This is a genomic window from Endozoicomonas sp. ALC020, assembly GCF_049275935.1.
Lineage (GTDB): Bacteria > Pseudomonadota > Gammaproteobacteria > Pseudomonadales > Endozoicomonadaceae > Endozoicomonas_A.
In genome coordinates, this window is record NZ_CP184830.1 from 3,168,366 (window position 1) to 3,180,844 (window position 12,479).

At 45.5% G+C, this 12,479-nt stretch carries 10 protein-coding genes, 1 other RNA gene and 1 pseudogene; 8 read left to right on the forward strand and 4 right to left on the reverse strand.

The window, feature by feature from the left end:
- Nucleotides 1-43: 43 nt before the first annotated feature.
- From ACOJUO_RS11695 to ACOJUO_RS11715, 5 genes are all read left to right on the forward strand, one after another.
- Nucleotides 44-397 (forward strand): helix-turn-helix domain-containing protein, encoded by a 354-nt coding sequence (locus ACOJUO_RS11695; protein ID WP_422136878.1) that lies wholly within the window; start codon nucleotides 44-46, stop codon nucleotides 395-397.
- Nucleotides 394-1,662, forward strand: coding sequence for a type II toxin-antitoxin system HipA family toxin (locus tag ACOJUO_RS11700; protein WP_422136879.1), 1,269 nt, complete (start codon nucleotides 394-396; stop codon nucleotides 1,660-1,662). Before ACOJUO_RS11695 ends, ACOJUO_RS11700 begins: the two co-directional genes overlap by 4 nt.
- A 517-nt stretch (nucleotides 1,663-2,179) precedes the next feature.
- Nucleotides 2,180-3,121, forward strand: coding sequence for a hypothetical protein (locus ACOJUO_RS11705; protein ID WP_422139867.1), 942 nt, complete (start codon nucleotides 2,180-2,182; stop codon nucleotides 3,119-3,121).
- A gap of 1,125 nt (nucleotides 3,122-4,246) precedes the next feature.
- Nucleotides 4,247-5,296 carry a hypothetical protein gene (locus ACOJUO_RS11710; RefSeq protein WP_422139868.1) on the forward strand — a complete coding sequence of 350 codons (1,050 nt, stop codon included), beginning with the start codon at nucleotides 4,247-4,249 and terminating at the stop codon, nucleotides 5,294-5,296.
- 283 nt (nucleotides 5,297-5,579) lie between these two features.
- The gene (locus tag ACOJUO_RS11715) at nucleotides 5,580-7,307 is read left to right on the forward strand and encodes a hypothetical protein (protein ID WP_422139869.1); all 1,728 of its coding nucleotides are present in this window, start codon (nucleotides 5,580-5,582) and stop codon (nucleotides 7,305-7,307) included.
- 166 nt (nucleotides 7,308-7,473) lie between these two features.
- Here the strand turns inward: ACOJUO_RS11715 and ACOJUO_RS11720 are convergent.
- Nucleotides 7,474-7,884, reverse strand: a pseudogene (locus ACOJUO_RS11720) (IS3 family transposase); the annotation flags it as partial.
- 249 nt (nucleotides 7,885-8,133) lie between these two features.
- On the opposite strand from ACOJUO_RS11720, the gene istA reads away from it, so the two are divergent.
- Nucleotides 8,134-9,687 (forward strand): IS21 family transposase, encoded by a 1,554-nt coding sequence (gene istA / locus ACOJUO_RS11725; protein WP_422138318.1) that lies wholly within the window; start codon nucleotides 8,134-8,136, stop codon nucleotides 9,685-9,687.
- Nucleotides 9,688-9,697: 10 nt separating this feature from the next.
- On the forward strand, nucleotides 9,698-10,456 hold the full coding sequence (gene istB / locus ACOJUO_RS11730) for an IS21-like element helper ATPase IstB (protein ID WP_317146525.1): 759 nt from the start codon (nucleotides 9,698-9,700) through the stop codon (nucleotides 10,454-10,456).
- A 3-nt stretch (nucleotides 10,457-10,459) separates the two neighbouring features.
- Here istB and ACOJUO_RS11735 read toward each other — a convergent pair whose 3' ends face one another.
- Nucleotides 10,460-10,867, reverse strand: coding sequence for an IS3 family transposase (locus ACOJUO_RS11735; protein ID WP_422139870.1), 408 nt, complete (start codon nucleotides 10,865-10,867; stop codon nucleotides 10,460-10,462).
- Between the two features lie 131 nt (nucleotides 10,868-10,998).
- Nucleotides 10,999-11,298 (reverse strand): transposase, encoded by a 300-nt coding sequence (locus ACOJUO_RS11740; RefSeq protein ID WP_422139871.1) that lies wholly within the window; start codon nucleotides 11,296-11,298, stop codon nucleotides 10,999-11,001.
- A 229-nt stretch (nucleotides 11,299-11,527) separates the two neighbouring features.
- On the opposite strand from ACOJUO_RS11740, the gene ACOJUO_RS11745 reads away from it, so the two are divergent.
- The gene (locus ACOJUO_RS11745; protein ID WP_422136883.1) at nucleotides 11,528-12,028 is read left to right on the forward strand and encodes a hypothetical protein; all 501 of its coding nucleotides are present in this window, start codon (nucleotides 11,528-11,530) and stop codon (nucleotides 12,026-12,028) included.
- 72 nt (nucleotides 12,029-12,100) lie between these two features.
- Here the strand turns inward: ACOJUO_RS11745 and ssrA are convergent.
- Nucleotides 12,101-12,465, reverse strand: a transfer-messenger RNA (tmRNA) gene (gene ssrA, locus ACOJUO_RS11750).
- Between the last annotated feature and the right edge of the window lie 14 nt (nucleotides 12,466-12,479).

The following is a 12,479-nucleotide window of genomic DNA, read 5'->3' on the forward strand; positions in this document are numbered from 1 at the left end:
TTCTTTATAGCTAACAAAGCAACTAGTAAGTTGACAAGATGATATGGATACTTTGCTTCAGCAACTTAAAAAAAGGCGCTTGGATTTAGGTCTGAAACAAAACGACATGTTGCTGCGTGTTGGTGTTTCCCGCCAGCAATATCAGCGCCTGGAGTCCAAAGGGAATCCACGGCTTGACACGCTCCAATTGATAGCAAAGGGCTTAAATAGTGAAGTAGTGCTTATACCCAAAGAGAAGCTTGGGGCGGTTCTGACCGTCCTGGGGAGAAGCGTTAACGAAGAGCAGGAGGCAGGATCTGAAGGCGTTAGCTCAGGCCAAAGAGATCAGTCTAATTCAGTGAACAAGAAAAGCTTGTTTGATGATCCGTGGCAAGATTTGCTTGGAGATGATTCGTGAGCAACGATGTTAACGTCATTAAGCTGACACTTCATGGAGAGTGCGTGGGTTATTTGGCTGGCTACCAGAGTGGTAGGAATGTACTTTTTTTTGCCGATGAATTTAGCAGTAATATTCATCGGTCAACGTTTAGCCTGATCACCCATCCTGCATTTCCTCATTCTGATAAATTGATGTCAGAGCCTTGGGCACGAAATCAACGCTTGCATCCAACGCTATCAAATTTATTACCAGAAGGATCGCTGCGAGAACTCATTGCACAGGGATTAAAGGTGCATATTGATAATGAATTTCAAATCTTCTCTTATCTGGGGGAAGATTTGCCCGGAGCAATCATTGCCACACCATTAGAGCCAGAACACGTACCTGATGATGTTGTATCCCTTATTTCCAGAGGTCATTATCGAAATGCGAAAGTGATTAAGTTCGAAAAATTAGAACGAGAAAATAAATTTTCCCTGGCAGGCGTCCAGATGAAGTTTTCAATGGAAGAAAAGGATGGGCGTTATAACCTTTGTAAATCCGGGGTTTTAGGCGATTGGATTATAAAAACGCCATCAACAAAATATAGAGATGTTCCTGTTAATGAATATTCGGCGATGACTCTGGCATCCATAGCGGGTATTGATATACCGGAAATCAAGCTGGTTGATATGGGACAGTTGGATAACCTGCCACAAATCAATTTACCTGAAGAATCCCTTGCTTTTGCGATAAAGCGTTTTGATCGAAAAAAGAGCAGGCGAGTTCATATGGAAGACTTCGCACAAGTATTGGTGAAGTATCCCCATGAAAAATATCGCACCGCAAACTATGAACAGATTGCCAGGGTCTTGTACGAGTTTTCTGGTGATGCATTAACAGATGTACAGCAGTTCGCAAGACGACTGTTAGTGAATATTTTGTTGGCAAATGGTGACGCGCATTTAAAAAACTGGAGTCTTTTATACGAAGACAAGGTGACACCACGGCTATCTCCTGCTTATGACATAGTAACGACAAATGTGTATATCGATGGGGAGCGAAACTTTGCTTTGAATTTGGGAAAAACAAAAGATTGGTATGCTGTATCATTCTCAAACTTCAAGGCGTGGTCAGAAAAATCGGGCATACCATGGCGAGCAGTAAGGCCTCATCTAGAAGATGTAATGTATAGGGCCCGAACATTGTGGCATTCCGCTATTAAAGAACTTCCGATGAATGTGAAACACAAAGAAAAGTTAACAGAGCATTGGAAAAACTTGCATCAGGATTTCAGGCTGTAAACCTATCTTGATGAAGAAAAGTGACAGAAGGGGCATGGCCTCACGTATTGCTCAGCGGATGGTCTGCCATCTTCCCAGCTATCAAGACACTGCGATGGTGCTAGTGGCAATGGTGTCTACAAACTTTTTTTGCGGCAACCTTTGGTTTGTTTCTGAAGGCAAATTACAGTTATTTTTTTGATTTGCCATTTTTCTGGTCTATTAATTAATCTCCACAAAATTAAATTGTATAGACCGAATAATGAAACAGCTGTTTTTTACGACATTGCTCTTACCGCTTCTGTTGCTGTCTGTCATCTGTCAGGCAGAATCGTTGACAACACGTTTTCTTGTCGAGCATGCACAGTTATACCAGAGCTTTTCTATTAAGTGCGCCTTGAATTCATTGCAGTACACCCCGTCAGGCGATGCCGATACAAACGACTATGCATGGGCAACTTTTCCGCCTGATGACCAACTACGAAGGCTTGTTGTTTACGGGCGAAAAAAGAACTTTATCGAGTCCATTTCATGGCGGTTGCTTTTCACCATCAATCCGCTGGTTGCTTACGAACTGATCCTGGCCAAAGGTGACACCGCTTCCAGCGGCAAACCTTATTCATGGATAACAGCAGAAGCGTTTGTCGCTGTTAGCTGGCTTTTAAAAAGCTACTGGAACTCCGATTCACTGCTGTTTAAGCCAATGGATCAACTGGAGGCAAGTCAGGATGACTCGTTTGCAATCACCACTTTGATGCTCCCGGGACAAAAGCAACAACAAAGTGACCAACAAAAGCCGCCATCAGAATCATCCGGTCATCAAGCCTCAGGGACAAGTACCCGTGTTTCAGGCTCTATCACAAGTCGACTGTCGTCTGGATCTGGCGGCGGAAAGGAAGACCCTGAACAAAACCAGCATACTTTGGATTTAAATTGTTACGTCGGTTCCTGTTGTGGTGTTTGTGAACTCCGACAATCATCTGATAGTAGTGAGCCACTTGTTAACGCCTTTCCAGCGGAGCACAGCACTTTTTCGGCAGTCGCAAAAGCTCATGAAGTTGTGTCAGGTATTATAGGGCACATGAACTCTTTAAAAAAAATTCTGATTGAAAACGATGAGCATTATGGCCCGAAAAATCCTAACACGGATATTCAGGCATTCGAGAATGCCATCCAATTACTTGAATATCTTCAACCTTGGGATATTTCAAAAGGTGAAGATGTTAAATTCGTGCCTGATGTCTGTGGAAACTATGATTTTGGCATCAATACTTATTACCATGTTTATTATAAAGGTGATGTGTTATTCACTGTTAATGAAACTGTTAGTGAAAGAAGATTTTCAACTAAGTACAGTTGTGGACAGTTAGCAGATATTAAAACCAGTACGTTATTTGATGAACTCTATTATGCTCCTGATGCCCCCGGGTACCAATCTGCAAAAAGTGAATTTGAGGCGTGTGCAAAATCAACTGGTTAGGTACTTAATGACGTATATTATGACCGGGTGCTGGTTCAGATTAAATAAGTTATCCAAGAGTGAGGAAAATCTGAGTTTTTTGTCTAGAATGATGTTTTCGCTTCTATTTGGGCTTGGTTATCAATAATGAAGAGTAATTGTTGTGTCTTTATTTTTGCCAGCATATTTTTTTTCAGCTGGCAGTCAGGCTGCAATTCCTTACACTTCATCATTGGTCTCTGGTTATGGTGTAGATACAATTCTGTCCTCTATCTTATCCGCCGACCCAGTTCGTATACCAAAACCTAACCTGCCTTTGATGCGCAAGACCTCGACTCTTTTATTTACATGATGATCCACATTTTGAATATATCGGGGCCGGAACCCGATTTCGTTACATTGTCTCAGTTACGCCAGTTTCCTCTGAGGTTTGCACACCTGACTCAGGGACAGCAGAATCTGAATCGGTTGCTGGAGAAAATTCCTGAAGAACGTCAAAAGGAGGTGAATCAGGTAATCGATGAAACTCGGGGCCTGTTAACCCTCAATGATGGAACTCTCCGTAACAACGTGAACCTGGCTGCTACCCTACTATGGATGAAATTGAATGTTGATTTGTTGGATGGGAACTGCCAGGGGCAGGGAAAATAAATCAGCCTTGCTTACTCTTTTGTGACACCCTCGACAAGGCGGGGAGTGTCAAAGTGCGCAGGTCGAATAATGAAACAATCGCTTTTTGCGACGCTGCTGTTCCTGCTTTTAGCGCTGTCTATTGTCTGTCAGGCAGAATCGTTGACAAGACATTTTGTTATCGAGCATACGCCAATCACTCAGAGCTTTTCTGTAAAGCACAACTTCAATCCGTTGTTGGGCAATCCGACAGACCTTGCTGACACAAACGACAGTGCAGGATCAACTTTGCCACATGATGACAAGCCAGGCAGACACGGTGTTTACGGGCTAAAAATGAACTTTAGTGAGTCCATTTCATGGCGATTGCTTTTCGTCACCAATCTGCTGGTTGCTTACGAACTGATCCTGGCAACCAATCACGCCGCTCTGAGTGGCAAACATTATTCATGGATACCTGCAGAAGCGCTTGTCACTGTCGGCTGGCTTTTAAAAAGCTATTGGAAGCCCGATTCGATGCTGTTTAAGTCAATGGGTCAGCTGGGGGTAAGTCAGGATGACTCGTTTGCGATCACCACTTTGGTGCTACCCGGACAAAGCCAACAACAAAATGACCAACAAAACCCACAATCAGAATCATCCGGTCAGCAAGCCTCAGGCTCAGGGACAACTACCCGTGTTGCAGGCTATTTCACTTATCCACTGGCGTCTGACTCTGACGATGGAAAGGAAGACCCTGAAGAAGAACAGCATACTTTTGGTTTAAATTGCTATGTCGCTGCCTGTTATGGCATTTGTAAATTCTCTCTATCATCCAACAGTAGTGAGTCTGATGAAGGGGCGCTGAATTCCGTTGAAAGTTCGACAAGCCAAAGTCATCACGCGATGAAAGAAAAACAACGCTCTCAGCCACGCGCCGATAAGGCTATTGCAAAAGTAGAGAGACAAGCTAAGAAAAGAAAAAAAGAGAAACGGAAAAAGGAGAAAAAGAAAAAGGAGAAAAGGAGAAAGGAGAAAGTGTCAAAAAAACGCAGGTTTGAGGAAGTAGATGAGCATGTTGACGCCTCTTCTGACACTGAACAATCGAAGCGTAGGCGTACTTCTTCGACCGCTTCAAAAGCTCATAAAACTGTGCCAGGCATCATAAAGCATATGAACAGGTTAAAAAAAATCCTGACTGAAAACGATGAGCACTATCGCGCAAAAAAACCTAACCCGAAGATTCAGGTATTCGAGAACGCCATCCAATTACTTGAATATCTTCAACCTTGCGATATTTCAAAGGGCGAAGATGTTCATGACGGGAATAATATTTGTTCATGTTGTGAAGGTTATAGCAGTACTCATTATCGTGTCTATTACAGGGGTGAAGTGTTATTGACTGTAACTCAAACTGTTAGTGAGACAAGATTTGCTAAACAATATACATCTGGGGAATCTGCATATATTGAAACAAATAATTTGTTTGATGAACTCTATTTTGCTCCTGGTGCTCCCGGTTACCAATCTGCAAAAACTGAATTTGAGGCGTCTGCAAAATCAACTGGTCAGGTAGTCAAAGATTGATTCCGTTGGGCATGTTTAAACGGTAATATTTACTACAAAATGGAGTAGCGGGTATTTGTGATCGATGATTATCTGCCTGAGCTTGAATCAGTTCTGAAAATACGTCTAAAGGTAACATAGACGGAATTCCCGGTTTTTAGTTAGTTGATGTCGTATATATTGAGCTTCTGATCTGTTTAAGACAATCTTCTTAAGACAAAAAGAAGACACCACCTAGTCGGGCAAATCTGAGTTTTTTGTCTAGTATGATATTTTTGTCTTTATTTGAGCTTGGTTATCAACAATGAAGAATATGAGCCATGTCTTTATTTTTGCCAGCATCTTTTGGTCAGCTGGCGGCCAGGCTGTAATTCCTCACACTTCGTCATTGCTCTCCAGTGGTGGTGTCGATGCGATTCTTTCCTCTTTCTTATCTGACCCCATTCGTTTACCTGAGTCTAAGGTTGTTCCGTTTTTGCTGTTACAGAAGAAAAAAAAAGGTTCGATAGTCAGTTCACCTGTCTCTGAATGGGGAGGATTACAGCCAGATAAAGCAACGGTGTTTTCTGCCTATCCATTCGAATTGAACCGTTTTGGTAATGAAAACAAGAAACAGACCAAAACGGGCAATCAATCGCCACCACCACAGCAGCAGCGACAAAGCAAAAAGCAACGCAGTGAAGGGCTGGGCAGTTCAGGTTCCTCTGCTGCAGCGTCAGCGTCAGCTTCCGGAAACGGTGAGGGTCATGCCAGGTATCTTGAAAAACTGAAAGAAATACTTAAGGCCACTGAAAAGTCGTTGAAAACAATGGATCAGAAAAAAAATATTGATGACTTTAATGAAGAAGTGAAAAAATTCTACGCCGAAAACCCCGGTATTCTGGAAGAAAAAGGCTCTCTGGAGAAGAGTCAATACCGTTGGAAAGCGATTCTAAGTTTACTTCAGCTTTATTTTCCTGGAAAGCTGGAAACTGGTGAAATGACACATGTTCTACTTGACTATCCAAAGCTTAAGAAATTACCAGTAAATTTAATCGAATTTTTTGCCAAAGCGGTGCTTCCTGAGCTTGAGTTACCCAAAGGGCTGCTCGACGACGAGTTAGTTGAGAGGGTTTTGGATGCTGCCAGCGCAGATATTATAAAACTCATGCATATTTATATTGGCTTCCCGCAGTGTCTTTATCAGCTGGTTGCGTTATTTATAACCGAGTTGCCATTAATGGCAGCCGAAGAGCCAAAAAACTATATTTTTCAGGTTAAAACAGGCCACATTAGTGTTTTTTCTATCAGGAGAAATAGCAAAGGGCATTATCGGGTTTTTGTCGCTGATAGCCTGAATGTTTTTAAGTACTACAATAATGAACAAACTTATTCACCCCTGCCGCATTTTGTCGCTTTAGCTTTAACACTGGCGATAAAATATCACGGCTTTACTGATTCCCGGTTTTACTTTTTTCCTCAACGTCAAGTCAGTCGCTTTGGTTGTGAGTCATTCGTGTTTCACGATCTGGAAACATTGTTGGCATTCCCCATGTTGGCTGATAACGGTTATTATTCAGAAAAAGAACCTCTTACTAAAGAGAAGATGTTGAGGTTTTTTTTGCAAATAATGTATCTGGAGGGAAGTGAACAACTGGGACGATTGGTAATCAATGGGGAGGATAAGGACTTTATTGAAACGCTAGACAAGCCTGCCTTTGATACCCTTGATCTGGAATCCCTTGTTATGATGGCATTGCGAAATTGGAAGGACTGGGGGCTGGAACCAGATTTGGTTAAACTTTATCAGCTGTGCCAGTTTCCTCCGAGGTTTGCATATCTGACCCAAGGGCAGCAGCGTCTGAAACGATTGCTGGAAAATTTTCCTGAAGAACGCCAACAGGAGGTGAATCAGGTGATCGATAAGACTCGGGGCCTGTTATCTCTCGATGATGGAACCTGCCATAACAACGTGAACCTGGCTGCTACTCTGCTGTGGATGCAACTGAATATTGATTTAATGGATAAGAGCTGCTCAGGGCAGAAAAAATAGATCAGTACGTTCAGTGTTTACTGTTGGTGGTCAGCACTAATCCCTGAATATTCCAGAGTGATGTTTTGTTTCTATTTGAGCTTGGTTATCTGCAATGAAGTATCTGTGTTGTGCCTTTATTTTTGCCAGCATTTTTTGTAGTGGTCAAGTAAAAACGGACACCTGATTAAGCTGCTTTTTTCAATTTTTGCTTCTCGAAGTCTACTGGACTCATATAGTCCAGATAGGAATGCAATCTGTTATTGTTGTAGAACAAAATGTAATCAATAACATGTGCCTCTACTTCTGCCCGAGTATCATAAATATAATGATCCGTTCTTTCCCTTTTCAGGCTGCCAAAGAACCGCTCCATCACAGAGTTATCCCAGCAATTACCCTTGCGACTCATACTACAGACCATCCCATACTCCCTGAGTTGATTCTGATACTCCAGAGACGCGTACTGGCTGCCACGATCTGAATGGTGCATCACACCATCTCCAGGCTTTCTGCCCCAGTAAGCCATTCTCAAAGCTTCCAGGGGCAGCTCTGTCGTCATACGGTTACTCATCGACCAACCGACGACTTTCCGCGAAAACTGCATATTCTGGCATCGCTTGAACACTGATTCTGTTAACTCTTGAACACCTATTCTGGCGGCGCTTGAACACTCATTCTGTTAACTCTTGAACACTTTTTCGAGATTACCAGAATCGCTGTTCAACTGCCCAGAATCCGTGTTCAAGCCTCCAGAATCTGAAACCTCTTCTTTCGGTAGATTATCTCTTACGCATTGATTTCCATGAACTTTAGCCGCTGACCTTTCTAAACAGTAAGGACAGCAGCCATGCCAAATAACAGGATTTCCATGCGAAAACTTCAAGAAATGCTTCGGATGCGCTTTGAGTACCGCCTCAGCATCCGGCAAATAGCTCGCAGCACGCGGGTCAGTGTTGGCACTGTGTCCAACTACGTTCAGGCCTTTGAGCGGTCCCCACTGAGCTGGCCTCTGTCCTCCGATTGCTCTGAGGCTACCCTGGTGCAAACATTGTTCCCTGAGGCCCCCCTGTCGAGCCGCCAGGGGCTGGTCGACCCGGACTGGGGCGTTATTCACCAGTCACTCAAGCGCAAGGAGGTGACCAAGCAAACACTCTGGGAGGAGTACTGCCAGGAGAGCACTCTCAATGCCTACAGCTACTCGCAGTTCTGTCACCGCTACAACCAGTGGCTGGGCTGCCAGAAACGTTCCATGCGACAGCATCACAAGGCGGGTGAAAAATTGTTTGTAGACTACGCTGGTCTTACGGTCCCTGTCGTTAATCCAAAGACCGGTGAGATCGCCCATAACGCCCAGATTTTCGTAGCGGTGATGGGAGCCTCTAACTACACCTACGCAGAAGCCACCCTATCCCAGAAGTCCGAAGACTGGCTGGGGTCTCATGTTCGGGCCTTTGAGTTCTTTGGAGGTATTCCAGCTGTCGTGGTACCAGACAACCTCAGGAGCGGTGTCAGTAAGTCTTGCCGTTATGAACCGGACTTGAACCCGGCTTACCAACACCTGGCCAACCACTACCAGGTGGCGGTCATTCCAGCTCGGCCCTACAAGCCCAAGGACAAGGCGAAAGCCGAAGTGGGTGTGCAGTTGGTTGAACGCTGGATACTGGCCAGACTTCGTCATGAGACCTTTTTTACCCTGGCAGAACTGAACAGTCGTATACGGGAGCTATTGACTGAACTCAACCTTAAGCCCTTTCAAAAACTGCCAGGTACACGACGAAGTACCTTTGAGCAACTGGATGAACCCGCTTTGCGACCTTTGCCCAAACAGGCCTTTGAGTACGCTGAGTTCAGCAAAGCCAGGGTGAACATTGACTATCACATTCACTGTAAAGGCCATTACTACTCAGTGCCTCATCAGCTGGTCAAGAAAGAGGTGGAAGTTCAGGCAACAGAACATACGGTCACTGTCTTCTGCAAAGGTGAAGTTGTGGCCTGTCACCCCCGTAAGTTCACAACCGGTTTTACCACTCAATCAGCCCATATGCCTGAACGACATAGCAAGCACCAGGAGTGGACACCGGAACGACTGCTGGAGTGGGCAAAACAGCTGGGCCCCGATGTTCACTGGATAACTCAGTATCTGTTGAACAGTCGTGAGCATCCGGAGCAGGCTTATCGGTCTTGCCTGGGGTTATTGAACCTCAAACGGGATTACGGAGCTGACCGGTTAAACAATGCTTGCGCCCATGCCCGGAAAATCAAAGGTTACCGACTCAAGAATATCCGGGCGATCCTGCAATCAGGTAAAGACAAACAGGCTCTTCAACCTGAGGTGAAACAAACGACACTACCTCTTCATGACAGCCACGAAAATGTTCGTGGTGCAGCCAGCTATCAGTAACCGGAGACGTATCATGATGAATCAAACTCTGACCCGTCTGCGGTCACTGCGCCTGACAGGCATGGCCGATGCCCTGGCTCAGCAACTGGAGCAGCCCGGCACCTACGACAGCCTGAGCTTTGTGGAGCGGCTGGCCCTCCTGACAGAACAGGAAGAGACCGAGCGCAATAACAAACGTCTTGCCCGGTTACTGAGGGCGGCCAGGTTTAAGCTGGCTGCACGGGTAGACGACATTGACTACGAACATCCCCGGGGGTTGAAGAAAGTCCAAATAGCCACACTGTCCAGCGAGGACTGGTTAAACAGGCACAGGAACCTGCTGATTACCGGACCTTGTGGCAGTGGTAAAAGTTACCTGGCTTGTGCACTGGGACACCGGGCCTGCATACAGGGTTACAGTGTCCGCTATTACCGACTCTCGCGCTTACTGGAAGAGCTGAGCCTTGCCCATGGTGATGGCAGCTACAGCAGGCAACTCAAGCAACTGGCGAAGGTGGATTTGTTGATACTGGATGACTGGGGGCTGGAACCTCTGACCCAGCAGCAACGCAACGATTTACTGGAAGTGATGGATGACCGTCACGAACAAAGTTCAACGTTGGTTACCAGCCAGCTACCGACCCGGCAATGGCATGGCAGCATCGGTGATGAGACTCTGGCAGACGCCATTCTGGATCGCCTGATGCACAACGCCCACAGGATTACGCTGAAAGGGGAATCCATGCGCAAGAAGCTGGGAAAACTGGAAACACTTGAACACTTGGACTAAAAATCAGACTGGGTGATGCGTAGGAGATCCAGGGTGTTCAAATGAACCAGAATGGGTGTTCAAGCTGACCAGAATACGCAAAAACAGATCAACGACAGCCGCCAGATAAACCCAGCCTTCACGAGTCCAGAGGTAGCTGATATCAGCTACGTATACTCTGTCGGGTGCTGAAACTGAAAACTCACGATTCAAAAGGTTTGCCGCCACTGGCAGTTTGTGTTTGCTGTTGGTTGTCACCTTGAATTTTTTGACCACCCGAACCCGCAGGCCAAGCCGTTGCATCAGGGTTTTGGCCTGATAACGCCCTATGCTGTAACCTTTTGAATGCAGGGCTTTCGCCATTCGACGACTTCCATAAGAGTCACCTGATTGAGCAAAAATCTCTCGGGCATCTGCCTCCAGGCGAAACATCTCCGGGTCAATCTGTTGATTTTTTGCCTGTTGTTTATTCCATTAGTAGAAGCTGCTGCGACTAACTTTTAGTGCTTTGCATAGCGTTACGACAGGATAGGCCTTCCTCTCCCGCTGTATGAAGGCGTATCTTACAGCTGGTCTTTCGCAAAGAAGGCCATGGCTTTTTTTAAGATTTCCTGTTCCATTTTCAGCTGTTTGTTTTCAGCTTCAAGCTCTTTGATTCTCTGCTGTTCAGTCGTCAGGGCCTGATGGCCTTTGCCGGGGAAAGCCAGCTCTTTCTTCTCTTCACTGAGTCGAACCCAACGACGGAGGTTAGTCGCACAAATTCCTAGACTTCTGGCGACTGCTGTAGGCGACTGAGCTTGTTCAGTAAACAGTTTTCCAGCTTTGAGTTTGAATTCCTGAGAATAATGTTTTCGCGTTGCCATTATGAACCTCGTTACTGGTTGCACTATTGTGCTTAACGAGGTGTCCGGTGTCATTAGACCACTTCAAGCCAAGGTGGTTGAGGTTCTTAGACTGGTATTGAGCTTGAGGCATGTTGGTGCACCTGAATGTCTGTTTATTTCTTTGACAACAGATTTTAGGCAAATATCAATCGGGGTGGTGAAAGGCAGCTAGAATGTAAGTTGTTGTGATGTAGCGAGAGATTCCATTATGTTGACGCAAAATACAAGGCAGGCCTTTAAGCTCGCGTTTTTAACGGTTGTGTTCTCTTTATGCTCCCTGAATGTTCTCTCCGACGGTGTGAGGCAGGTAGAAATCTTTCAGAAAGTCGGACCCGATGAGGACGCCTACTCCGTTAAGGCAGTGTGGGACTCATCGGGCGTATGTGTTGACTTTGTTGTGCCTCGTTATGTGGGGACGATTCAGGCGTATGAAAACGGTCAATCCATGAATATCCATTATCTTGAATCCGGTGCTTGTAGCGAAAAGTCGGCTGCTACCCAGCTGTTCCTGGTGAAAAGCAAAGCACACTCTGAGAGAGTGGCGAAATTTTGGTGGGAGAAAAAGACTGGTGAGGCCCCCAGTGTCAGTGTGAGTGAAGGCGCGGATCCATATGGATTATTATGGATTGATAATGGCGATGCCAACAGGATTAAAGTCTGGGTCAGTTATGATGGCAAGAAGAAGCCTGATGGATTCGAGAGTCAGTAACGAGGGTTGATAGTTAATTTAAAATAAAAAGCCCTAATGGTTGCTAAGAACTCATTAGGGCTATTGACAAGTTGGTGGAGGCGGCGGGAATTGAACCCGCGTCCGCCGATTCTCCGCCTTCGGCTCTACATGCTTAGATTCCGTTATTAGGTTAACGCAGAACGACCCAACGGTCAGGGTGACACTGCGCGATCCTGAAAAGTTTAACCTGTCAGCCCCAGGCAGACATCAAGGCGATCCTGTTTTCAGTAGCGGTCATTTCCAGCCAACAGGCAAGTCGGAGTGACCGGGAGGAGGCAGGGTTTAGGCTGCCAGAGCTCCTTGGAAGTTGTCTTCGTTAGCAACTAAAAGGTTGTAGTGTTTTGATTTACGAGAATCACTACATTCTCGACATGCACCTAAGGTTTCGTAACCGTCGTCGAATCCAGATCGCCCCCGGTGAAACCTGAGA